Origin of the sequence: Paenibacillus hexagrammi (genome assembly GCF_021513275.1) — a bacterium.
Classification (GTDB): Bacteria; Bacillota; Bacilli; order Paenibacillales; family NBRC-103111; genus Paenibacillus_E; species Paenibacillus_E hexagrammi.
Window position 1 is genome coordinate 3506717 of record NZ_CP090978.1, and the last position, 23959, is coordinate 3530675.

Here is a 23959-nt window from a genome sequence, read left to right on the forward strand (position 1 = left end):
CTCTAGCTTCCTCTAGCTTCCGCAAGCTTAATGCTGTGCAGTGAATGCTGGCCTCTAAGTACATCAGAATTCTGGCCTCGTTCCCGAAGGACTATCAGTTCACCCTCATAGACGAGGATTTCTGGAGGCAGTGCGTGGCTCAGGAACAGAACGGGGCTGTGTGTTAAGCCGTATGCACCTGACTTTTCGATAACGAGCAAATCCCCGGGCTCAGCTTTAGGCAGCATAACCTTCTGTCCCAGCACATCCGTAGGTGTGCATAGAGAGCCAACGACATGAACCTCAGAGAGCTCCCCCTTCATGCCGGGCAAGTGCATGGGGAAATTGTTACGGACGTACCGACCGAGGAACGCGCTGGACGCATGATGATTGGAGCCACCGTCGCAAACATAGTAAGTAGCTCCCTTGCTCTCTTTGACATATAACACCTTCGTAAGAAAGGAGCCAGCCTCCGCTAGCAGGAAGCGACCGCTTTCCACCCCGACCCGCACGCCTGAAAGCCGCTCGCTGTAACCTTTCCAAATTTCCATAAGTCCACTCTTCAGCACGTCTGTCTGCAGCTCCGTCTCTCCTTTAAAGTAAGGAACGCCGAAGCCGCCTCCGATATCGATAAAATCAAATTCCATGCGATTCGTATCCATAAGCTGCACAGCCAGCTCCAAAATCGACTGCACATTACGTAAGAGATGACCGCTATCCAGTATTTGACTGCCGAAAAAAACATGAATTCCCCTCAAGTGAATGTAGGGCATGTCTTCAAGTTCCTCAAACACGCCACCAAGTTGATCTTGATCGATACCGAATTGGGAAGGAACGCCGCTCATCTTGAGACCTGCTCCGTTATGCTGAAAGGAGGGATTGATTCGAAGAGAGACGTGGGCGATTTGCCCTCGCTTAGCTGCGAGCTGATGAATCAGGTACAGCTCCCGCAAGGATTCCACATTGATACTGAAAATGCCGGTATTCAGAGCATACTCCAGATCCTCCTGGCTTTTCCCCGGGGACGTGAAGATGATATCCTGCGGCGGAAATCCAGCTTGAAGCGCCAGATACAATTCGCCTGCGGAGGCTACCTCCACACAAGCTCCTTGCTGCTTAAGCAGCTCGCATATGCCTAAGAGCGGATTGGATTTTACAGAGAAAAATATGTCAAAGGACTCCGGTAAACAGTCTTTCAACAACGCAAACTGTCTGACCATGCATTCGCCGTCATATACGTACGCGGGAGTTCCAAACGTGTTAGCGATGCTGTCCCACAAAGGTTGATTCATCTTCCCATTCCTCCATTGTCAAAACTGCGGGCCAATCTCGAAAGCCGTGATACTGACCTTCATGGTACACAACAGCATCGTTATAAAAGATCGGATTGGTGTCGAAGCTGTTCATGAAGCCAATCATCTCACTTTCAACTTGCGGGTCATTATAAAGGACGAGCAGCAGCGGGGTATCCGGGCTCTCGGGATGTTGACAGAGAATAAAAGCAAAGCATGTACCTTGATAGGTTTGCTTACGATAAATAAGCTGCTGCTCATCCAATTGGATATTGAGTCTGGAGAGGAGCTGACGCTGCCAATCATTCAGGTGAGCGGCATCCAAAATGAGGACATAAGCGCTTTGCGATGAATCGACTTGAACTCGTTCAAACTCCTCTACTGTGCAGGACTCGTACCTGTAATAAATGTAACGGTCCTTGATGGGATTTTGCAGCAAGTAGGCAAGCTTGCTCGCTAAGCATCTCCTTGTAATATGCGGTCCTTCGGGCTTTACTACTTTGCATGCGTGTAGATAGGCTTGTTTGATACCGAGTACCCGATAGTCCACACTAATCTCGTTATATTCCCGCTCGAAATCAGATGCACTCATGCTTCGAATGAGCGTACGGTAAGTGCCGTTCTCCTCTAGAATTCGAACTTTGGCGTAGTCAGGTAAGTGTATGGCTAAATCTGTACCGTTCACCTTGATGTTCACCTGAGACTGGAGTGCCATATGTTCCCTGCTAAGAAAGAGACATAAACTGGCCGTATTGGTCATCTGAATGTCGATTTGCGAAGCCGTTGTAATGGTGGTTTTGACATAAGATTTCTGCTGCAGATCGGCAGCAGCCTCCAGCTTGATCCAATAGGACTTGTTGTAGTATGGTTCGAGCGGATTTAAGCTTACTTCCTTCGGATACGGATCCCTTTGATGTTCGATCAGCATGCGGAGCATGGCTTTTGAATTCATCAGTGAATTAAACTCATTATGCATAAAGCCATGAAACATATACGCCCGGGCCTTGGGCAGCTGCTTTAGAAAGTGAAGCTTACGGGAGCTGTTGAAGAACCAATTCTCCGTACAAAGCATCCCCATAACCGACATATTGCTTACGTTCGCAAGTCGATCGTACTCGGGCTCATTAATACTAAGACGCATGTCTCCAACCAGACTGGCAATTCCCGCAAATACATCGGGAGATTGCATGGCAATCCGATACGTTTTGGGTCCTCCCGTACAAAAACCAATGAGGTGTATCCGATTGCGGTCGATCGGATACGTCTCCAGCAACCTGCTAATCCGCTGCATAATCATCACATCATCGACGTAATTCATCCTGCCGATTCCGACCATGTTCACGATAATAGCCTCGCTGATGGAGCTTCGTTTGGCCCATGGCAGGTCCATGGGGAACGACCGGGCTTGCGCATCATGAAAATAAATAACCAGCGGATACGTATTTGAGGGATGATATTGCTCAGGAAGCGTCACCGTATAGGCAGACAACCGATCTGAATTCGGCTGCTGCTCATAGACTGTAAAGGTGGATCCGAATACATCCGGATATCCCTGCTTCACAGTTCGCTCAGGCTGACCTAAGTACTGCAAGAAGCTCTCCAAAACAGGGAAGATGGTCTGATACATTTCTGCAGGCACATATTGGTTGAGAGCTTGAAATGCCTGTGGCAGCTCGATCAGTTCTTTCACAGTCACAGGAATTCCCGGATCCAGATCAGATCGGAGTGAAGCCTGCTGAAGAGCCTTTTCCATTCCGTGAAGTATATCTCCAACATACAGATGTGACTTGCCTGCTTTCCCCTCACTTCCTATAGAGTCGGCCTGAATGCGCAGCAACCCTTGGAAGTCAGGCGGAAGCTGGGTGCTGATCACTTCTGACGTGCAGGATTCTTCATCAAGCAGCGATTCACCGGTCACAGTAGAAAGCCTCACGCGGATCCGCTCACGCTCCCCGCCGGCATAGCGCGGGAGAACAAGAAATCGCAATGTCTCGCCAGTCTCCAACATAGCTTTTTCCAGAAACACGCTGTAGGTGTTCATGTAGGAAGAGAGAAGATCATCGTCCAAGAATTCCTTTCCATTTGCAACTAAGGACTCTAATGGGTTTAGCTTGACGACGATTTCTTGATTGGCTACAGGCACTTCCAAGGATAACGGCGTCTCAATCAGCACCGTATTACTGCCCTCTCGGAATCGGAAGAGGAAAAAGTAATCCTTCACCAAGTACTTATGATTCCCCGCTATAACCAGCTCACCATTGATCCACATTCGAAGCGGAGTCGGATGAAAGGTAATGACATTCACCATAACATCTCTGGCTTGCTCACAATACACAGTATTCAACGCATACATGTATGTATGCGGCCCCACGGTAAAGAGTCCCTTGGGTGTGTTCACCTCTTGATAACGATCGACCATATCAGCAATGTATTGCCGCCAGTTGTTCTCCAGCTCCGACTTATCCAGGATCGCCAGTTCATTGAACATCAGCAGCCTAGCTGACGTATCCAAATACGGCTGCGTCCCCATCGGCCTTTCTTCATTGATCTTGATGCTCCTAATCAGCCAACGGCTTAGCGCATTGGGCACATCCCCGCTGAATGTGATCGGACAATGGGTGATGGCTACTAATTTTTCCAAATACGCCTGAAGTTCCATTACATCTCCCTCGCCTTCTCCTTCGGATTTGACGGTAACGTGATCGTTGTTTGGCTGCGCCTTTCCGAGTGTGTCAACATATAAGCCGCCAGCTGATGCATGTAATAGCTCTCTCCATTCTCGGCAATTTGAAGCTCGGTCTCCTTGGATATATATCGCGAGAAAGTACTCATATATGCAGTATGCATATTTTGGAGATAAGTCAGATCATCCTTTGCAGCGTCGCTTGATTTACGTTTGGGGTAAAACAACGTCTTTCCACGCTTTTGAATACGGGTAAAGCAGATCACCGGAGATGTGTGAAAGTAAACGACCTTATCCGGTTTACGCACCCAACCTGCCACCCATTCGCCCAGCCATTGGATTGAACCATTCACCTCATCGCGGCATAATCCGGTATACATGTAGCGATCTGCTATAACCGTTCTCCCTTTCCATAATGCTGGCATGATGATTCTCCAGTAATCGATTACGAAACTGATCCACTGCAGCAGACTGTATAGATTAGGCGACAGCCAACGCTTCTGATCCAGTCTCGTCACGATCCATCGAATGAACCTATTCGAATTCCACTCCGTAACAACAGGTTGTGGGTCCAAATCAGCCGCATAACGAAGCAGAGAGGAGATGCCTTCGCTTTTGCCGGAACCGCTAATACCTTCAAATACGATGAAGACTCCTCTCTGGCGATCACGGTTCCATGATTCAGGAGAGCTCATACACTTCATTCGCATTGCCTGCTAATCTATCCAAGCAATTGTAACGTTTCATATCAAAAAAACGGCTGATTAAATCTTTGTTCCATTGGTACACGATTTCCGGATTTGCTGCATCTACAACTTGCTCCAGGTAGGCAATATTGTCCGGCTTTATACGCTGCAGGGCCTGCATGAATGCTGGATATTGATTCAGTACAGGGAAGAATCCTCTGGTATGTTCAAGTGCATAGTACGCTTCATTCACAATTTGATTGTCTTGTAAAATAGCCATGAATGTATCCCAATCCAGTTGGAGCTGGGGATCGGTCAAGAAGCCGTAAATGTCCACGAACTTGTAGAGTCCTAAGTCACGCTGAAATTCTACCCACGTTTTCACAGCTGCTTCCTTGTAGAGATGCACGCAGAGGTGCGCCAGGAAATACTCTTTGGGCAGCGAGCTGATGGAAACGCCGTCTTGAAAAGGATATTCCTCTGCTTGACGGATGAACGCGTCCACCGCTCTCTCCGTTCCATGTGCCATCCAGTCCAATGAAAAATTAATATCAATTTCGATTAGGTTGATCCCCCGGTTCTTGAACCGCCTTCCGGTAAGGAACGACCTCGCCGTAGTTCATCCGATGATTCAGAATTTCCCTCCGGGTAGCAGGTACAACAATCCGTTCATTTTCATCGTAAAATCCTTGAATGAACCCAAGTTCCTTCAGAACATGTCCGCAAGCCGTCAAATCTTCAGCCCGCAGTAAGATATCAATATCGCTGGAGATGCGGCAACCGGCCGGGTAGATGGAATGAGCCAGAATCGAGCCTTTCAGGAATGCATGCGGAATACCGCTTTTATTCCATAGCTTCGGCAAGCTGGGTTATGTGAATACGATGCGACTCCGTGCGCTGCCGCTGTATTTCGTGGATCAGAAAGAGGCCGAACTCGAATTCACGGTTAAAAAAAGGCGCTTCACTCTGGCGCAGCACGTGATACGCAATGCCCGCCGTCCGATTATAGATGAGATGTCCCAGTACCTCGGCCCAATCCAGTTTCTCGGAGACGAGCTCCTTGATCCGGTTGGCATTTGGATTACGAAATTGGGACAGCTCCAATACAAGCTCTTGCTCAAGGGTTTTATTCATCAGTGAAATCACTCCTTATTAAAATGAATGTTAGATAACACGCTTCCTCAACGTTTTACCGGTGGCATTACGCTCCATAGCATCGACAATCTGAATATCGTCCGGATATTGGTACGAAGCTAAGTGCTCTCTGCACAGCTGCAGCACATCCGAAGGCGTGATCAAGCAGTCTTCTTGTGGTACTACAGTGATGATCAGCTTGTGCCCGAACTTCGTGTCCGGCACACCATACACAACCGCTTCACGGATTCTGGGATCCCGGAGCAGCACATCCTCGATCTCAACTGGATAAATATTCATTCCGCCACGGATGATCATATCGTCCTTCCTGCCTGCTATATACAAGAGCCCGTCGCCGCCTTGATATACCATATCGCCGGTGTGCAGCCAGCCGTCTTGAAGCTTGACGCTTGTCAGCTCCGGCTGCGCCCAATAGCCGCTGAAGATGCTCGGCCCCTTTACCAAAGCTCACCGACCTCCCCGTCTCTTACATTCTCACCATCAGCTCCTGCAATGCACACATCCAGGCTGGGCAGCGGCAGCCCAATGCAGCCTTCCTTCACGGTAAAGTAAGCCGCAGGCAAAAAGGTAATTCTCGGAGAAGCTTCCGTCTGTCCGTAATTCATATAACAAGCCGTATGCGGAAAGCGGGCTTGTATTCTCTGCGCAACCGTCAGATGTAAATATTCGCCCATGAGGGCAACGAGACGCAGCTGCTGAAGCGTGTACGATGATTTATCCAACGCCAGCTGATGCATGACCGTAGGAGTGGTACAGAATACGGTTATCCCCTCCTCTCCATGAAGCTGAGCATCCGTCGGGGCAGAAAAACCTCTTGATAAAAGGTAAGTCTAGAGCCGCTGATCACACCATGCAGAAGTTCGCCCGTCATCACAGACGCATGGCTGAGCGACCGATGGATCAGCAGATGATCTTGTTCATGAATGTCCCAATAAGTTTGAATATCCCGAATATTGGCTTCTATGCTTTCGTAGGGGAGTACCGCGCCTTTCGGTTTGCCGGTGCTGCCCGATGTATACATAATCATACTTGAACGCATCGTTCCAACCGATGTGTGGCGGGAGGTTAACGATGATGTGCTCCCATGCAGACATATCGTCTGATCAGCGATGATGGTTGTACCTGTGCGGATGCAAGCTTGCAAGCAAGCCTCAGAGATCAGCGAGGCGCTGCCGGTGTACAAGAACTCAGGCTGCGTATGCTCGAGGATTTGCAAAGCCCGCTGCTCTCCGTATTTCAGCGCGATGGGGACTACAGTCACTTGCAGCCGAATTAGCGCTAGCACAAGCTCAGCTTCATGTACAGGCTGCTCCTCCATGAAGGCAACCCGGCTGCCGGCGGGAATGAATCGGCTTAGCTTTTCCGCTTTCGCTTGCACGATATGGAGCAGGTCGCCATACCGAGCAGCGTACCATCCGGCTGTGTCATAGCCGGACGATCCTGTGCAGCTGCATAGCTGATTCCAGCGACTCCCACAAGCTCATAGCAACCCGTCCGGGGTGCCGGCGGTCCTTGCTGTCAGCGATTTCAAGTCCCCTACACTGCGTAGTGATTCGACGCCAAGATCGGACTCATTAAAGGTGATCTCACACAGCTCTTCAATACGTACAAGCAGCTCCACATATTTTAAGGAATCAATACCGAGCTCCGTTAATAGTCTGTCATCGGTAATGGCTGCAGCTTCAACGCCAACAGCGATTTCTTGAATTGCCCCAACAATTTGATCATCTAGATTCAGATTTAGATTTGTACTCATGGTTCTTCATCTCCCTTTCAATTATTTATAACGTTCATTGATAATCTTGATTCTGCCATCCGTTTGGATGGATATATCTCCGACTTTTTGATATAGGAGGCGAGCACATCACGAAGCAAATCGCCCTGGCGAATCAACTTGGCATCCTTGAATTCCTCGTAGTTGTCTCCACCATGCACAAGATAATCGTTTGTCGCTACCTTATACAGCTTGTTTTTGTCTAATGGCTTCCCGTCCATTGTGACTTCAACTAACCGCTTGCCAGCAGGCTTCGAGCCGTCAATCGAATAGGCGATGCCGGATACCTGTAGGAATCCTCCATTACTCGCACCATTAGGCCATTCCCTGAGCCCGCGTTCCAGCGCTTCATACACACGCTCGCCTGTCATCTCGACTACAATGAGCGAGTTCACGAACGGAAGTGGTTTACCTACGTTGTATAGCGAAATCTCGCCCTTAGGAACACTCTCCCTAATCCCGCCTCCATTCAGAAGGGCAATATCCGCCTCTCCTTCCTGGCGCATGGCATCGGTCACCAAGTCCGCTAAATTGGTTTCTTTCGAACGAACCTGAGAGCGTATCCCGTTGAGCTGGACGGTGGAATTCCCGACCACTTCTTTGCCTTTTTCCAGAGCAATTTGATGGTACTTCTCCGCAACCTCAACTACAGCCGGTGCTTCCTTCGACCTATCCTTCGATTGGTGCAGACTCCAGCCGACTGTCGCAACCTTACCTTTGCGGAAATACAGATCAGCAAGACCTACATGCGTGGTGTATGAGCCCGGTTCGGCAAAATAAGTTTCATTGATTTTTCCGACATCGGTGTACAGCCAGTGGTGATGGCCGCATAGGATAAAATTAATACCATCCACATGCTTGATTAGCTCCTTATCCAGGTCGTCGCCTAGATGCGACAGCAGCACGATGGCATCCACGTTCTTATCCTGCAGTTCCTTAACGACTCGCCGAGCGGTCACTTCCGGGTCCTCAAACTGGACACCATTGGGATCGTCCACATTCATATTCGAAAGCGCTTCCGGAACGGTAAGTCCAAACAGTCCGATTTGCTTATCTCCTACTTGAACAATACGATATCCCTCAAAAGCCGGCTTACCGTCCCGCAAGGTATTAGCCGAGAGCATAGGAAACTTCAGCTGCGACTTGATCTCCTGCGCCCGCTCAAAACCGAAATCCAAATCGTGATTACCCAGAGCCATTGCGTCATAGCCCATGAGATTTACGGCTTCTACTACACCCTTCGCTTCATCAATATTCGCTTCATTCGTACCGTGGAACATATCCCCGCTGTCTAGAAGCAAGGAATGAGGATTCTTCTTGCGCAGGTCGTCGACAATCCCTTTGACCAAAGGCATTCCCATCTCGATATTGACTTCATCCAGCGTATAATATCCGCCGTTTGCCTCATCATAGACAAGATGTCCGTGCATATCCCCCGTATTGATCAAGCTGATCTTATCGTCATAGTAGCCAACCGCCAGCAGCACATCCTTGAAATTAACAGTCTTCACCGTTAGAAATATGGCTCCGCCTAGAAGTAACACACCGAGTACAATGAGATTCGTATACTTCCTCATAAATATTCCGGTTTCCCCTTTTGAGTAGATGAAATTTGGTAGAACATGGAATTTCAGATTTTGAAATTTTGAAATATAGTCTTTTTAGTACATAGAATTTCCGGTGCTTGTATATCGCTTAACCCCGTACGACCAGATGATGTATACCAGCACAAACATCCCTGCACCTACGATTGGCGTCATATACATGTAGCCGCTCCAGAAAGGCTGTGCCTCCTCCTTGTGCAGAAAAAATTGAGCAGGAAAGTAATTCACAAAGGAGAAGGGAATGAAGAAAATTAGAAGCTTTTGAATAAGTCCCGGATAGAAGCTGATCGGATACCCGGCAATTCTTCTCCCGTTAAAAAAGATGAGATTGCGCAAATTCTCCGTCTTCACCGACCAAAAGCTGAAGCTGGCGGAAAGCGTAAAAATGGAAGCTTGAATGACGGCGCCCCCAATAGTGCGGTTATGTAAAACAAGATATTAGCCCACGTCCAGTGAATGCCGACTCCAAATGCCGTATTGACGAATAGGACAATCCCAACAATACCGTGTCCCAGAGTCGCCGGATAATCGACACGGGAAGCAATAATCTGAAAAAGGAGCCCAAGCGGTCTGGTTAAAAATCTATCAAACTCGCCTGAATGAACCATATAATCAAAGTCGCGGACCCCTGCAAACAGAAAGACAAACAAACTGTAGGAGAGAAACAGAAAGCTGTAGAGGAACATCAGCTCATTCATTTCCCATCCCTTAATGTGCAGAAATCGCAGTAAAATCAAGAACATGACAGCAACACTAATCATCTCTCGGCAAAAGATCGCAACCGTAATCAAGGTTCTGTCGAACTTGTACTCCAAGGTAGTCTTGAGCGTAAGCTTCGTGTATCTCAGGAAAAGGGACGACAGCTCCAGCCATGAATATTTCATCGCTATCCCCCCTGTACAACCAGCTTCTTAGCTGCCGCTTTCCAAAGCAATTGGCCTATCACGAATAAAACGGCAATCCATATGCTCTGACGCATGAGACTAAACCAAATATCTTCTTGCGGAATCATGCCCAGATAGATGCGGATCGGTGTGTAGAAAATGGAATCAAACGGCGTCAACTGGATAAAATCAATAAGCGGTTGCGGCAAAAACCAAAGTGGAATCAATGCCCCCGAGAAGATCATCACGGCAGCATCCTTGATCGTGACCAGGCTGAAGGTCCAGTAGAACCAAAAGGAACTTACCCATACGATAAAATTCAGATTGTATAAGACCAGATAACCGAGCAGTGCGCTTAGTAAAAAGTACAGCAGCATGCTTACCGAGAACGGAGGCAGCAAGTGAAACAGCAGCGCCGCGACAACAACCGCCGGTGTCATCTGCATAGTCAACCGAAAAACTGTCGCTCCTGCATGATGTGCGAGTAAATACAGCCGAAAATGGATCGGCTTGAGCAAATCTGACGAGATAAGTCCGCTCCTTACCTTGGATTCAATGACATACTCATCCATGGTATAGACCACCTGCATCAGAAAGGAGAGGACGATATAGGTGACCAGCATTTTAAACTGCACGCCTTCCAAGGATTCTTCTTCCTCATAGATGGCTCTCCAGATGGATATATTGACAAAAATCATGACGAGTGCATTCAAGACTCCTGCGAAGTAATCCATTCTATAGACGATGTTGTTCTGGAAGGACTTTTTAGCAAACTCCAGATAAACTCTCACCGAGCGGGATACCTCCTTGATAAATCATCCTGATGATTTCTTCAATTCCGGTATCTTGAACCGTTAAGTCCACGATAGGGTATCGTTCGGACAGCATACTGATCAGCTCAGACACCTGGACGGCATCTTTCGAGTAGCGAAACCACTTTTTATTCTCCTTTTCCAACATCAATTGAACACCTGGAAGGAAAACGGAAGGTTGATACTCAGCGAATTCGACAACGAGTACACGTTCTTTGCCGTATTGGTCCTTCATCGCCTCAACTGCCCCGTCATAGATGGTTCTGCCTCCGTCGATGATGATCATGCGCTCGCAGGTTTTCTCGATATCCACCATATCATGGGTTGTAAACAGCATGGTTGTGCCCTTCTCTTGATTCACCTGCTTGACGAAGGCGCGGATCTTCTCTTTGGCCACAACGTCCAGTCCAATGGTCGGCTCATCGAAAAAGATCATTTCCGGATCATGCAGCAGCGCAGCTGCGATCTCCGCACGCATCTTCTGGCCCAGGCTAAGCTGCCTTACCGGCTGACGCATAAATTCATGCAAATCCAGCATTTCGCTGAACATGTCCATATTCTTTTTAAACAAGCGCTCGGGAATCTTGTAGATATGCTTGAGCAAATCGTACGTATCGCTTACGGGCAAATCCCACCAAAGCTGGGTTCGCTGACCGAATACAACGCCAATTCTGGAAGCATTACGTCTGCGATCTTTGTAAGGGGATAGTCCGTCAATGGAGATCGTCCCGGAAGTGGGCACCAAAATACCGGTGAGCATTTTCACCGTCGAGGATTTGCCTGCCCCGTTTGGTCCGATGAATCCGACTGTTTCGCCGCGCTCGATGGAAAAGCTGATCCCATCTACTGCTCTCTTCGTCGTAAATTCGGGAATCAACAGACTCTTGATAGAACCCAGAACTCCTTTGTTTCGGACGTTTAAGCGGTATTCTTTAACCAAGTCATTTACTTCGATATATGCCATTGCCTGCTCCTTTCCGATTAGATAACGCTGATTTCAGCCTGCTTCTGTGTGACAAGCTGAAGCAGCTTCTGGATGGTATTTAAGTTTTCCAGCAGCAGCTCCTCGTCATTAAACGTAATCGAGAATTCTTCCTCCAGATTTACTACAACCTCCATACAGTTGATGGAGTCAAGCCCGATTTGACTCAGCGGCTCTTCCCCGGATAACCGCTTAACGCGATCCACCTCCATTCGAAACACCATAGCAATGATTTCAACAATTTTCTCCTCGGTTGTCACGAATTCTTCCCTCCTTCTTGTGCTTGCTTTCAGATTACAGGATGACTAGCAAGTGAACTAGAGGTCCTTAGTCTCGTTCTGTGTATCCTTATGTCTCCACTTCTGTAAAAAAAAGCCGCGCGGATACATCCACGTATCCACCCGGCCCTTTTTCAGTTGAATCAGACAAAACGCAAACGTCCTGTTCGGATGACGAAGTTCTCCACCATTTTGTAAGCGCTTAAATAATGTTGTTTTTCATAGCATACACCGCAAGCTCCACGCGGTCCTTCACATCCACCTTTTTCAATATGATCGAGAGGGTCTTCTTTACGGTGCCTAAAGATAAAAACAAGCTCTTGGCGATCTCCATGTTCTCTCTGCCTTCCACGACATGCTTGATAATATCGATTTCTCTTTCCGTAAGTTCAAAGGGAAGTTTTGGGGCAGGCGGTGCTTCGGGGGACTCTGTGACAGGCAGAGAACGGGTGAATTTCACTAGTACTTCCTTATGCATGACACTTAACCCAAGTGCCGTGCTTCTTACTGTCATAATCAGTTCGTCGGGGTTGATGTGTTTGAGCATGTAGCCGCACGCTCCTTGATTCATGGCTTGTACGACGGAATCCATCTCTTGACGTCCTGTTAATATGATAATTTTGGACTGGGGAAACTGCTTATGAATTTGTCCTGTCAGCGCAATACCATCTACTCCCTGCATATGAATGTCCAGAATGACTACCTCGGGCTGATGCTGCTGACAAAGCTGTAATGCGCTCTTGGTATCGAAGGCGAAACCTGCCACTTGGATATCGTCCGCTTTTTCCAATATGGATTTAATGCCTTCTACTAAAAGCCTTTGATTATCAATCAAAACCACCTTTATCACAAAAAAATTCCTCCTCATCATATCGTACTGAGAAGTCCTGTTATCATCTTGTCAAACTCGCCTCATCTCCTTCACTTGTTCTTAAACAGCATGCATTAGATTGGTTCATGAAGACTATCCCCCCTTTATTCCGAGCGTGCTCCTATTATAAGGACTACTCTTTCATTTTTCTATCTCTATTGTTACTTACCTTGCATTATTGTTAGTTTTTGCCTGCTTGAAATGAGAATTTCTTAGTATTTGATGACTATGTCGAAAAATGAAGGTTGAACCTCCTCCATCACAGAATGTAAAGGCGACAATAAAAACATCGAAGAGGAGTTCATCACATGACTTGGATCAACCAACTAAGCGTTCGAAAGAAAATGACAACGGGATTTGCTTGCGTACTGGTTCTGCTACTCGCGATTTCGTCCTTTGCCTTACTGCGTATGGAATCGATTCGCGCCCAGTATACGGATACGATCGACCGCATTTTGCTTTCGCAGCTGAAAGCCCAGCAGGTAAAAACAGATGTAATTGATATTAATAACGGAATTCGCGGATATCTCTTGTTTAATGATGAAGCACTAATGCTCAAAGCCAATGAATCGCTCAAACACATGCAAACAACCTTGATGGAGCTAGACGGCCTGCTCACTGTGGAAGAAAATAAGCAGCTTCTCAAAAATATAGAAAGTTCGATCAAATCTTATGAGTCCGTTATCTTTGAGATTTCTAATGTTGGCAAATCGGACCTGGAAAAGGCAAAAGCTGCCGCTGTTAACGGACGTGTTCATTTAGATAAAGCTACAGAGCTCTCAGACGCACTCGTAGCTAACCAAAATGAATATGCCGATGCTGCAAAGCAGCAAATTGAAGCATCCGTGAATACGAACATCACCATCGTGACCATTCTTGCGATTCTTGCACTTATTCTCGGTATCATTACATGCATCATTGTCTACCTATCCACCAGCACGATCGTCAAGAGAATCGGCTCGTATTCCAATCAAGTGTTTGCCAGCTCTCAGGAAATTATGGCCAGTACAGAGGAAATCGCCAATGGCAATCAAACCCAAGCCAGCTCCGCAGAAACATCCAGTGCTATGGTAAATGAAATGACACATGCCGTACAAAGTGTTGCCGTTCATTCGGAACGTGCCAGTGTAGCAGCTGAGCAAGTGGTTGAATTGGCGCAAACCGGCAATGATATGATTGATGCAACCATTGCGGGCATGAAAGCAATCTCTACGAAAATTGAGGAGCTGTCCGTTCGCTCGGAAAAAATAGGCGATATCATCGAAGTAATCGACGAAATTGCAGACCAAACCAATTTGCTCGCTTTAAATGCAGCTCTAGAAGCAGCTCGGGCCGGCAATGCAGGCAAAGGTTTCGCGGTCGTCGCAGATGAAGTACGCAAGCTGGCTGAACGAAGCAGTCATGCGACCAAGGAAATCGCGGATTAATTAAATCGATCCAGCACAATACACATGAGGCTGTAGTCGCTGCAAAATCCGGAGATGATGCATCCGCTAAGGCAGGAGCCGCTTTTGGAGAGATTAGAAGGACCATTCAGCAAACAGCTTCCAGCATTGCGGAAATTGCCGCTGCTTGTGAAGAGCAGGCCAGCCAAAGCACGGAGGTCCAAACGAATATTCAAAGCATCGCTGCTGTAATTGAAGAAACTGCGGCTGGAGCTGAGCAAACGGCTTCCTCTACGACAGAGATGGTAAAAATGGTAGAAAATATGAACCAATTGATCACCAGATTGTAGGTTGTGACCATGATGGAAGAAGCCGTGCAAGATCAGTATGTTGAATTCGTCGTCAATCAAGTTACCTACGCCATGACTATTCACCATATCCATGAGATCATCCGAGTGCGGGAAATGACGCACATTCCGAATCACAAACCATTTGTCAAAGGTGTCATTAATCTTCGTGGTCAAGTACTTCCCGTTGTGGGTCTCCGCGAGCGGATGGGACTGGATCGAGGCGAGACTACATCCTTGTCCAGAATACTTATTTTAGATGTTCAGGGTGAAATGTTCGGCGCTATTGTGGATCAAGTTAATAGGGTGACTGAATTGCCCAGCATTGTCCCGCCGCCAGAATATGCCGTTCAGGAGAGTCACGACTTAATTGCCGGCATTGCCCAAGAGAAGAATGTGCTGATCCATATTCTTCAAGCAGAGCGCATCTTTGTAGAAACAAATTCAAGGTAAAGCAGGTGTAGTTCCTTGTCCGATTATGATATGTCCGAATATCTGGCCGTGTTTCTCTCCGATATGGAGGAGCATCTTTACTTGTTCGAGGATGCACTGCTGCAGATGGAAAAGCATGGTGCAGACACTGAAAGGATTACCGTTATTTTCCGTGCCGCTCACTCCTTGAAAGGATCGTCGGCAGCGATGGGCTTTGATCAAGTTACACAGCTTACGCACCGTATGGAGGATATACTGGATCGCATCCGCAGCGATCAGCTGACGATTGATGCGCAAGTCATCCATATTTTGTTTACAAATCTTGATCTATTGACACATATGAAGGATACGATTCAAAAAAACGAATCATTGAATCAAGTGCCTACCGATGAGAATTATTCGTCAAATGGATCAACTATTAAATCAAAGTGCACACGTGAACACCACTGAACAAAGCAGGATTCAGTCTGGAATCAATCCGTTATGGGACATGAACGAAGAAGAGATTCAACGGATCCTGCAGGCCATGCAGCAAGGGGAGCAATTGTATGCCATCCACATTCGTTTGCGCGATGATTTGCCTCTGCCGCTGGCCCGCATGCATGTCATCATGAACGAATGTCATGCGCTTGGCAAAGTAGCCAATACCCACCCTAGTATAGATGACTTGGAGATGAATGCTTCTGAGCTGCAGATCCTGTTAACCAGTTCACTCAAGGATAGTGAAATCAGGGAAAGGGTTTTTCTGGACTCCGATATTTCATCTTATACGATAGAGCTGCTTGATTCTTTTCCGCTCATGGAGCAGGATCCGACAATTAACGAAGCAGATCGCATTGCGGAGCAAACAAGCAAATCGTTACCGACTAAGCAGCAGACCGCGCCAGATAAAAAAGAATAAAACCATCCGGCTGGATGTTGAGCGCTTAGAACAGCTCATGAATACACTCAGCGAGTTAGTTATCTACCAAACCCGCAACGTCCAGATTAGCAAAGATCTCGCGAATACGCTTCAGGGGAACGATGCCATTCTCGATCTCACGGAGAACACCGCGACGATGTCCAAAGTTATAGGAGAGCTTCAGGAGCACGTGATCAAAACAAGGATGCAGCCTGTTGAGAATCTGTACAGCAGACTTCCCCGTATGGTGCGAGATGTCTCCCAAACGCTTCAAAAAGAAGTGGAGCTTATTCTGGAGGGCGGAGAAACAGAACTCGACCGTACCGTTTTGGAAGAAATTAGCGATCCGATCATTCATTTGCTTCGCAATTCGCTAGATCATGGGATCGAGGACGCGGAGCTGCGCGCTCGGCGAAATAAACCGGCTAAGGGATGGATAAGGCTAAAAGCTGCGCAGCAGGAGAACCATGTAATATTAACGATCTCCGATGACGGCGGAGGGATTGATCCCGAGAAAATCAAGAATACCGCGGTGGATAAAGGGGTCATCACCTCACAGGAAGCCGCTCAACTGACCGACCAGCAAGCGATTCAGCTTATTTTCGCTTCTGGATTTTCAACAGCTAAGCAAGTAACCGATATATCCGGCAGAGGTGTCGGGATGGATATTGTAAGGAGCCATATTGAAAAGCTAAACGGCATCATCGAGATTCATTCTGAAGTCGGCAAAGGCACAGAGCTGCATATTCGTTTACCGCTTACTTTGGCCATTATTCCGGGAATGTTATTCAAGCTGGGAGATCATACCTTCGCATTATCCATGAACAGCGTTCTCGAAATTATTAATATCCGGTATGATCAGATTGAAGAAGCCGCAGGAAAGCAGGTGTTTCGCTACAGGGACCATTTCCTGCCAATCCGCTTTATTCAAGAGGATTTTGCTCTGCCTAGAGACTTTCAAGACAAGCGCGTGATGAAGGTCATCGTAGTCGGGATCTCGGAGAAACGTTTTGGCATCCCAGTCACAGAGCTGATCGGCTTTCAGGATATCGTAGTTAAACCGATCAGCGAACGTGTTCAAAAGAAAGACATCATCTCCAATGCCACCATATTGGGGAATGGACATGTTGCTTTAATTCTAGATGTTGCTGGGATGTATGCTACCATCTAGCTGTACACTCAAGAAATTCTCCAGTAGCACGTGCAGGAGTGATCCCTATCGACAAAATAGAACCCTAAGCAGCAGCTTAGGGTTCTATTTTGTCTTACAAAGACTCTGTGAGCAGTAAATTAATCAGGTAGATCTCTTCGCTGGAGTCATCTTCATTTTTTACAATTTGCACCGCAGCCGGTGGCAGAGAGTGTGAGGGTTGCAACGAGGGTTAGCGATGCGAGGCTTTTCAATCGGGTCATAGTCTTCTTGTTCTCTCCTTCAGGTTTATGCTTCAGATTGTATCATTTCCAGGAAATAAAAACTGTTACGTTTATTACACTTTTGAAAAGTTTATGGTGCAGGGGGGACCAAAGGATTTCCGAAACGTAAAAAAGCCCTAATGCAATGTGTGTTTTGCATGTAGGGCTCTCATCATAGGTTGATTTTAAGGAAGAATGTTGCCTGCCGCGCGATAAATTTCGTACCATTCCTGGCGGGTCAGATTCACATCGCTTGCCTTGCAGCAATCCTTCAGACGTTCAATGTTCATCGTACCTGTTACTGGCTGCATACGGGCAGGATGGCGTAACAGCCAAGCGATGGCGATCGTCGTATTACTTACTTCGTATTTGGCCGCAATCTCATCAATGGCTTTGTTCAGCTCCGGGAATTTCTCGCTGCCAAGAAACACTCCTTCAAAGAATCCGTACTGGAACGGCGACCAAGGCTGGATGGTGATGTCATTCAGTCTGCAGTAATCGAGGATGCTTCCGTCTCTGTTTACTGCAGATTCGTTTGCCATATTCACGTTAATTCCGTTTGAAATCATGGTAGCGTTCGTTATACTGAGCTGCAATTGATTTGCGATAAGCGGCTGTTTGACCGACTTTTTCAGCAGTTGAATTTGCAGCGGATTTTGATTGGAAACGCCGAAGTGACGAACTTTGCCGAGCTCTCCAGCTGGTCAAATGCCTCAGCTACCTCATCCGGCTCAACTAACGCATCCGGACGATGCAATAACAGCACATCCAAATAGTCGGTTTTTAAGCGCTTCAAAATGCCGTCTACCGACTCCAAAATGTGCTCTTTCGAGAAATCGAACATTCCTTTGCGGATACCGCATTTGGATTGCAGAATCATGTTACTGCGAATATCCGCGTTCATACCAATAGCATCTGCGAAAATCTCTTCACAAGCGCCGCCGCCATATATATCAGCATGGTCGAAGAAATTAGCTCCGATCTCCATGGCACTTTTAACAAAACGCTCAGCCTCTTGCTTATTAAGTGAATTAATCCGCATACAGCCCACAGCAATTACAGGGACTTGCAGTTCGCTTGTTCCTAATTGAATCGTTTTCAACACGATGAATATCCTCCCTTATATCTTGCAGGTTGTTGGCATTTCTATGTCCTTTTCCATTGTCCCACAAACGGATGCTTGTTTCAACAAACGCGCGTTCACAAAAAGAAATAAACATCTAGAAAGGTTAGCGTTATAGGTAAAAAGCCCGACCACATCTCAGTCGAGCTTCTTACCTGATGATCTATCTATGAAACAAGCAGCGTCCATTCCGAGCCTGGAAGCTTCACCTGCTCTGACCCGCTAAGCCGAATGGTGCGGAGCGGATGGCTGCTGATGCTGATGGTTAGCACCGGCACGGCGTATTTTCCAAGAAATCAATATCTTATAGAGGGAAGGAACTACAACCAATGTCAGCATCGTTGAATAGATGAGACCAGAGATAATCGATACTGCCATCGGCCGCCATAAGCTCCCTCCGGAAATCGCCATCGGCATTAACCCGCTTACTGCGGTTGCAGCTAGTCAGCAGAATCGGCCGCAGCCTTGCTTTGCCTGCTTCTACTATAGCTTCATTTAATTCAAGTCCCCGCTCTTCTATCGCCTGCTCCACGAATTCCACCATGACGATTCCGTTTCGCACAACCATACCCGATAAACTCACAACGCCCATGAGCGCCATGAAGCCAATCGGAGCTCCCGTTAGGAACAGTCCGATAAGTGCGCCGCCCACCGCAAGATAGACAGTCGATAGAATCAATACCGGCGTTGATAAGGAATAGAACTGCATCGCAATGATCATGAAGATCAGGAACAACACGACAATAGACAATTTACCGATGGATGCAAACGACTTATCTCGCTCCTCATTCTCACCGCCGACGTTGATGGAATAGCCGTCAGGAAGCTTCATCGCATTCAGCTTAGGCTGCAAAACCTTCATTACATCAGCAGGCAGAGCCCCTTCTGTATACGATCGCACTGTGACCGTACGCATCAGGTTGTAGCGCTGCACTTTGGAGAGCATCTCTCCTTTTCCAAGGAGACAAATTCTTTCAAAGCATAAAGCTTCCCAGTCTGTGAAGGAACGAGAACATTCGCTACAGAGGGTCTGCCGCTTGCCCTGAAGAACTGTGATCCGTGTACATCGTAATATCAATCAATCGGTTATCCAGCTGCATATCCGAAACCTTAATGCCATCCGTTGCCAAGCGCACCGTCGCAGAAAGATCTTTATCCGTAACGCCGAAATAGTTCGCTTTATCCTTATCCAGAACCATCTGTACCGTAGGCGTCGGATTTCCGATATCATCGGAAATATCCACCGCTCCCTTGATCTCATGCAGCATCTGCTGTACCTGGTTAGACAGTTGTTTCAATTCATTCTGGTCCGTTCCGCTAATGCGAATAGCAATTGGTGCCCCTACAGGTGGACCATTCTCCAGCTCGCGCGGAGTAATCTGAACTCCTGGATACAGAGCAGTCAGTCCTTTACGCCAGGCTGCGACCAGCTCCTCTGTTTTCACCTTCTTCATATCGACAATCGCCAGCACTTGACCTACGCGGCTATCGAACTTATCTACTTCCGTATAGTAAAATTTGGGAGCTGTACGCCCTGCATACGACGACACCTCCTTTACCCCAGGCTGCTGCTGAATCCAGGCGCCGATCGCATTGGTCGTGTCCGTTGTATCCGCAAACGTGCTTCCAGTGGGAAGCTCAATATCCACAAGCATCTGCTCCCTCTCCGCAGGAGGAAATATTGGACGCCGAGCAGCGGCAATAAGCCAAAGCTCGAGGTCCCGACAGCCATGGCAATGATACCCGCCAAAAGCGGCTTACGCATGATGCCTCTCAGGCTCTTCTCATAGAAGATGCTGAGGCTGTAGAACTGGCGTCCCAACAGACCTGGATACCTATCCTGCATAGAGGATGCCGCTTTGCGATTTCGGCGCTGCAGCCGCTCTTGACCCCATTGCCGGACAATCGGCACGACAGTTAGGGACATCACCATCGATACGATCAGGGTGCTTGTAATCACAAGCGGAATCGGCCGGATGAAATCCCCGATATTCCCTTTGAGAAAATACAGCGGAAAGAACGCAGAAGCGGTAGCTATCGTAGCCGTTAAGATAGATACCCCCACTTCACGACTTCCCTTAAAGGCCGCATCGTGCGGGGAATCCCCGAGCTGCAGCCTGCGTTCGATGTTGTCATTCACAACGATTGCATCATCGACGAGAATTCCAAGCACGATAACGAGAGCCACGATGGAGATTTGATTCAAGTCGATGCCAAACAGCTGCATCGGAATTAGTCCGATTAAGATGGATAATGGAATCGCTGTTGAAACCAGAAGTGAGGTGCCCCACGTAAGTCCAAGCGAACACACGATAATGACTGCAATGATACCAATTAGAAGCTCTCTTCCAAGGTCCGAAAACAATTTGTCGACATTATCCTTCTGGTTAAAAGCAGAAACTAATTGCACTTCGCTTGGAAGCTGCTTCTTCAGGGAGATCATTTTCTCATCAATGCGGTCCTGCAGAGAAGGCACATCGACACCTTTTGCGCTTTGATAGCGATATCGATCGCCGGCTTGCCATTATAATAAATCCTCTGCTCCAGCTTTTTCGTGGATAATGCTACATCCGCCACGTCCTTCAGCTTGAGCGGAGGTCCTGCCCCGTCACTGCGGAATACGACAGTTTCCGCAACATCTTCCGCCGAGTCCCATTCCCCTGTCAGCTGATGGTACAGTCTTTGATTATTCTGGTCCAGTGTCCCGATCGGGACGCGCTCTCTAGACGTTTGCAGCGCCTGGGCGATCAGTCCCCAGTTCAGCCGGTACTTCTCCAGCTTCGCAGGATCAAGCTCGACCTTGATTTGCTGATCCGGCAGCCCGATTACTTCAACGCTGCTTACACCGGAAACCGTTCGAAGCTGCTCCTTCCAGTTCTCCGTAAGTGCCCTTAAGCTTTCAAACTGCTCCGGTTTGTCTACGACCAAGTGAAGAATCTGCTCGGAGATTTCCGTGATGTTCGTATTAATTTCCGGTTTCTCTGCATCATCAGGCAAATCCGCTTCCGCTGATTGCAGCTTCTGGCGAAGCGTATCCCAGGATTGCTTCGTATCCGTTCCCGGCACAAGTTCAACGAGAATCGACGAGACGCTTTCCTGCGAAGTGGATGTAACTTTTAAAATATTATCCATCTCATTGATGTGATCTTCCAGCTTCTTCGTTACGAGCTGCTCTACTTTATCGGGAGCTGCCCCCGGATACAAGGTCCGTACGCTTGCTACCGTTGCTGTAATCTCCGGATTTTCCCGCTGCTGGAGCCCGCTAAAATTGGCGATGCCGACCACGATGGCTATCAACATAAACAATAACGTAATTTTACGGTATTTCAGCGCCCTTGCGATCATAGCACTCTTCCTTCCGTCACGACTTGCATTCTTTACCGACTGTCATATCATAAATCATTTGGGTGACGACCCTTGAGATCTTGCTAATGTCTTCATCCGTCGCATCCCGCAAGATGACGTACTGCATGCATGTTTCATTCATCATACCGTTGATCGCGCTTGCGGCAACCTGATACTGGAACTGGTCATACTCGGGAAATAAATGAAATTTCTTAAAAAGCTTGATAATAATGCTTAATAAGCTCTCATCACATTCAGCCGCCACCCGCTGCGCTTCAGCAAATTGGGAGGAGCCGTGAATCCGCATCATATACACAATCGCTTTGTGTTCTCTATACAAGCTCATACAGCCTGAGATCGTCTCGTAAAGGCGCTGCTTCAATTCGTCTTCAGACATTTCCGGAGAGACGTGATCGGCAAAAATATGATCGATCTGATGAATCATTCTCTCGTTGGTCTCTTTAATAATTGAAGTAAAAATGCTCTCTTTCGTTTGAAAATATAAATAAAACGTTCCTTGGGCGACGCCCGCTTTTTTGACAATGTCGGAAATTTTTGTATCGTAATACCCGTTTTCCGTAAACATTTCAACAGCCGCTGCCAACAGCTTCTGTTTGGTTAGCTCGTTATCCTTTGGCATAGGTCCTCCCATTTATGGCTGCGAGACAGAGACTTTCTCCCCGTCCTGCAATCTAAGCTGTCCTTCGGTTACGACTTTATCGGTTGCTTCCAGACCGGAAGTGATTTCCAGCTTGCCGTCTTTTTCTTTGCCTGTCTTGACGACACGCTTTTGCGCTTGATCACCGCTAATCACGTAAACAAAGACTTGACCGTTCTCCCGAACAACCGCCTCGCTGGGGACTGCCAATGACTCGATGGTGCCGGATTGATTGATCTGAAGCTGGACTCTGCTGCCTGGTTTCAGCTTCCCCTGCTCGTTATCCGCTTGGAGCTGCAGCTCGAACGTTTTGGTTTGTAAATCAGCTGTGGAAGAGAGATAAATTACTTTACCGGTAAAAGACTCTCCCGTTGCGGGATCCGTAAAGCTCAGTTCTTCCTTATTCTGCAGCAATTGCCAATAAGCTTCCGTCAGGTTTGCTTTGATCTTCACCGGATTTTGCTGCTGTACCTTCGCTAGCTGAAGTCCCGGCTGCAAGGTCATTCCGACCTCTGCAGGCATGTAGGTGAGCACACCGCTGATCGGTGCTTTAACCGTATAATAGGATTGCGTGCGCTCCCATTCTTCCTGTGAGATCTGAGCTTGCTTGAGCTGGTATTCCGCTTGGCTGAGAGGATTGCTTGTTTCGAGCGTCTTCTTCTTGTCCTGAAGGATCTCTAGATCCATTTTAGCCTGATCCAGCTTGGTCTCCATCGATGTCAGATCCCTTTGCTCACCGATACCTTCATCAAAATTGTTGCGCATTCTTGCGTAATCCCGCTCAAATCCGAAATAGACAGCTCCGCTTTCGCAATAGAGAGATTGATCTCTTTTTTGCTGTCGGCCAAATCCCGTTTCGCTTTGTCATACTGTTCGTTCGCCGCCTGCAGCGCTGCGTCTACCTTTTCCTTTTCTCGGGCGATATCCGTCTGATCAACCTCCAGAATCGCGTCATCCTTATTAACGGAATCTCCGCGTTTCTTAAGAATGTCAACCACATCGCCGCTGACTTTAGCTACGACATCAAGCTCAACAAAAGGAATGACGTCGGCCGCCAGCTCTGCGCTGTCTTCCCACTTCATCTTCTGTACATCGCTAACCTTGACCACTTTCGGCATAGCTGCCACAGGCGTCTCGGAAGCTGTCCCTGCAGGCGCTGCGCCGCATCCAGAGACGGTTAACATGATGGCTATCAGGGCTATGATAGCGGTATTTCGTTTGGTGTACATGACTTCCCCCACTCTCCCTCAAATCCGTGACTGACTGATCAGTCATATCATAGCAGAGTGTTCATTTCTTGGCAATTGTCTGGTAAAAGATGACGGCACATTGCCTCTATATCCGTCATCAAATGT

25 protein-coding genes and 4 pseudogenes are annotated in these 23959 nt (G+C 47.7%); 5 read left to right on the forward strand and 24 right to left on the reverse strand.

The features are described from left to right. Positions 1-2: 2 nt before the first annotated feature. The 16 genes and pseudogenes from L0M14_RS16045 to L0M14_RS16125 form a co-directional block, all read right to left on the reverse strand. On the reverse strand, positions 3-1271 hold the full coding sequence (locus L0M14_RS16045) for a type III PLP-dependent enzyme (RefSeq protein ID WP_235117694.1): 1269 nt from the start codon (positions 1269-1271) through the stop codon (positions 3-5). Further along, positions 1240-3930, reverse strand: a complete 2691-nt coding sequence (locus L0M14_RS16050) for a hypothetical protein (protein WP_235117695.1) — start codon at positions 3928-3930, stop codon at positions 1240-1242. Before L0M14_RS16050 ends, L0M14_RS16045 begins: the two co-directional genes overlap by 32 nt. Further along, positions 3930-4658 (reverse strand): deoxynucleoside kinase, encoded by a 729-nt coding sequence (locus tag L0M14_RS16055; RefSeq protein WP_235117696.1) that lies wholly within the window; start codon positions 4656-4658, stop codon positions 3930-3932. The genes L0M14_RS16050 and L0M14_RS16055 overlap by 1 nt, the downstream gene beginning before the upstream one ends. Then, positions 4636-5169 (reverse strand): nucleotidyltransferase family protein, encoded by a 534-nt coding sequence (locus L0M14_RS16060; RefSeq protein ID WP_235117697.1) that lies wholly within the window; start codon positions 5167-5169, stop codon positions 4636-4638. The genes L0M14_RS16055 and L0M14_RS16060 overlap by 23 nt, the downstream gene beginning before the upstream one ends. 22 nt (positions 5170-5191) lie before the next feature. Continuing rightward, a complete protein-coding gene (locus L0M14_RS16065; protein WP_235117698.1) occupies positions 5192-5503 on the reverse strand; it encodes a nucleotidyltransferase family protein in 312 nt (103 codons plus the stop codon). Beyond that, positions 5484-5774: a hypothetical protein gene (locus L0M14_RS16070; RefSeq protein WP_235117699.1), complete on the reverse strand. Its 291-nt coding sequence runs from the start codon at positions 5772-5774 to the stop codon at positions 5484-5486. Before L0M14_RS16070 ends, L0M14_RS16065 begins: the two co-directional genes overlap by 20 nt. Before the next feature lie 30 nt (positions 5775-5804). Continuing rightward, a complete protein-coding gene (locus L0M14_RS16075; protein ID WP_235117700.1) occupies positions 5805-6239 on the reverse strand; it encodes a class I adenylate-forming enzyme family protein in 435 nt (144 codons plus the stop codon). Then, positions 6233-7173 (reverse strand): annotated as a pseudogene (locus tag L0M14_RS16085) (class I adenylate-forming enzyme family protein). Before L0M14_RS16085 ends, L0M14_RS16075 begins: the two are co-directional and overlap by 7 nt. Beyond that, complete coding sequence (locus tag L0M14_RS31065; protein ID WP_260115355.1) at positions 7149-7271, reverse strand: hypothetical protein; 123 nt, start codon at positions 7269-7271, stop codon at positions 7149-7151. The pseudogene L0M14_RS16085 and the gene L0M14_RS31065 overlap by 25 nt, the downstream one beginning before the upstream one ends. Before the next feature lie 4 nt (positions 7272-7275). Next, complete coding sequence (locus tag L0M14_RS16090; RefSeq protein WP_235117703.1) at positions 7276-7551, reverse strand: acyl carrier protein; 276 nt, start codon at positions 7549-7551, stop codon at positions 7276-7278. Between the two features lie 17 nt (positions 7552-7568). Next, positions 7569-9146 (reverse strand): bifunctional metallophosphatase/5'-nucleotidase, encoded by a 1578-nt coding sequence (locus tag L0M14_RS16095; protein ID WP_235117704.1) that lies wholly within the window; start codon positions 9144-9146, stop codon positions 7569-7571. A gap of 84 nt (positions 9147-9230) precedes the next feature. Continuing rightward, positions 9231-10057: pseudogene (locus L0M14_RS31915) on the reverse strand (ABC transporter permease). Positions 10058-10059: 2 nt separating this feature from the next. Continuing rightward, positions 10060-10848 (reverse strand): ABC transporter permease, encoded by a 789-nt coding sequence (locus L0M14_RS16110; protein WP_235117706.1) that lies wholly within the window; start codon positions 10846-10848, stop codon positions 10060-10062. Next, the gene (locus L0M14_RS16115; protein WP_235117707.1) at positions 10823-11833 is read right to left on the reverse strand and encodes an ABC transporter ATP-binding protein; all 1011 of its coding nucleotides are present in this window, start codon (positions 11831-11833) and stop codon (positions 10823-10825) included. The genes L0M14_RS16110 and L0M14_RS16115 overlap by 26 nt, the downstream gene beginning before the upstream one ends. 17 nt (positions 11834-11850) lie before the next feature. After that, complete coding sequence (locus tag L0M14_RS16120; protein WP_235117708.1) at positions 11851-12111, reverse strand: acyl carrier protein; 261 nt, start codon at positions 12109-12111, stop codon at positions 11851-11853. Between the two features lie 220 nt (positions 12112-12331). After that, on the reverse strand, positions 12332-12979 hold the full coding sequence (locus tag L0M14_RS16125; RefSeq protein ID WP_235117709.1) for a response regulator: 648 nt from the start codon (positions 12977-12979) through the stop codon (positions 12332-12334). Positions 12980-13308: 329 nt separating this feature from the next. On the opposite strand from L0M14_RS16125, the gene L0M14_RS16130 reads away from it, so the two are divergent. Continuing rightward, a complete protein-coding gene (locus L0M14_RS16130) occupies positions 13309-14427 on the forward strand; it encodes a HAMP domain-containing methyl-accepting chemotaxis protein (protein WP_235117710.1) in 1119 nt (372 codons plus the stop codon). Here L0M14_RS16130 and L0M14_RS16135 read toward each other — a convergent pair. After that, the gene (locus L0M14_RS16135) at positions 14424-14666 is read right to left on the reverse strand and encodes a hypothetical protein (protein WP_235117711.1); all 243 of its coding nucleotides are present in this window, start codon (positions 14664-14666) and stop codon (positions 14424-14426) included. The two genes, L0M14_RS16130 and L0M14_RS16135, sit on opposite strands and share 4 nt — an antisense overlap. A gap of 93 nt (positions 14667-14759) precedes the next feature. On the opposite strand from L0M14_RS16135, the gene L0M14_RS16140 reads away from it, so the two are divergent. From L0M14_RS16140 to L0M14_RS16155, 4 genes are read left to right on the forward strand one after another with little or no spacing between them, the layout of a single operon-like run. After that, the gene (locus L0M14_RS16140) at positions 14760-15185 is read left to right on the forward strand and encodes a chemotaxis protein CheW (protein ID WP_235117712.1); all 426 of its coding nucleotides are present in this window, start codon (positions 14760-14762) and stop codon (positions 15183-15185) included. A gap of 15 nt (positions 15186-15200) precedes the next feature. Further along, entirely contained in the window at positions 15201-15614 is a 414-nt protein-coding gene (locus L0M14_RS16145; protein ID WP_235117713.1) for an Hpt domain-containing protein, read from the forward strand. Then, complete coding sequence (locus L0M14_RS16150; protein ID WP_235117714.1) at positions 15571-16065, forward strand: hypothetical protein; 495 nt, start codon at positions 15571-15573, stop codon at positions 16063-16065. The genes L0M14_RS16145 and L0M14_RS16150 overlap by 44 nt, the downstream gene beginning before the upstream one ends. Then, a complete protein-coding gene (locus L0M14_RS16155; RefSeq protein WP_235117715.1) occupies positions 16001-17236 on the forward strand; it encodes a chemotaxis protein CheA in 1236 nt (411 codons plus the stop codon). The genes L0M14_RS16150 and L0M14_RS16155 overlap by 65 nt, the downstream gene beginning before the upstream one ends. A gap of 427 nt (positions 17237-17663) precedes the next feature. Here the strand turns inward: L0M14_RS16155 and L0M14_RS16160 are convergent. From L0M14_RS16160 to L0M14_RS16190, 7 genes and pseudogenes are all read right to left on the reverse strand, one after another. After that, a pseudogene (locus L0M14_RS16160) lies at positions 17664-18580 on the reverse strand (aldo/keto reductase). Between the two features lie 243 nt (positions 18581-18823). Next, entirely contained in the window at positions 18824-18979 is a 156-nt protein-coding gene (locus tag L0M14_RS31070) for a hypothetical protein (protein WP_260115356.1), read from the reverse strand. Continuing rightward, complete coding sequence (locus tag L0M14_RS31075) at positions 18906-19547, reverse strand: efflux RND transporter permease subunit (RefSeq protein WP_260115357.1); 642 nt, start codon at positions 19545-19547, stop codon at positions 18906-18908. The genes L0M14_RS31070 and L0M14_RS31075 overlap by 74 nt, the downstream gene beginning before the upstream one ends. A gap of 73 nt (positions 19548-19620) precedes the next feature. After that, a pseudogene (locus L0M14_RS31920) lies at positions 19621-21946 on the reverse strand (efflux RND transporter permease subunit). Between the two features lie 16 nt (positions 21947-21962). Continuing rightward, positions 21963-22586: a TetR/AcrR family transcriptional regulator gene (locus L0M14_RS16180; RefSeq protein WP_235117718.1), complete on the reverse strand. Its 624-nt coding sequence runs from the start codon at positions 22584-22586 to the stop codon at positions 21963-21965. A gap of 12 nt (positions 22587-22598) precedes the next feature. Beyond that, positions 22599-23369: an efflux RND transporter periplasmic adaptor subunit gene (locus L0M14_RS16185; protein WP_235117719.1), complete on the reverse strand. Its 771-nt coding sequence runs from the start codon at positions 23367-23369 to the stop codon at positions 22599-22601. Beyond that, positions 23324-23833 (reverse strand): efflux RND transporter periplasmic adaptor subunit, encoded by a 510-nt coding sequence (locus L0M14_RS16190; protein WP_235117720.1) that lies wholly within the window; start codon positions 23831-23833, stop codon positions 23324-23326. Before L0M14_RS16190 ends, L0M14_RS16185 begins: the two co-directional genes overlap by 46 nt. Between the last annotated feature and the right edge of the window lie 126 nt (positions 23834-23959).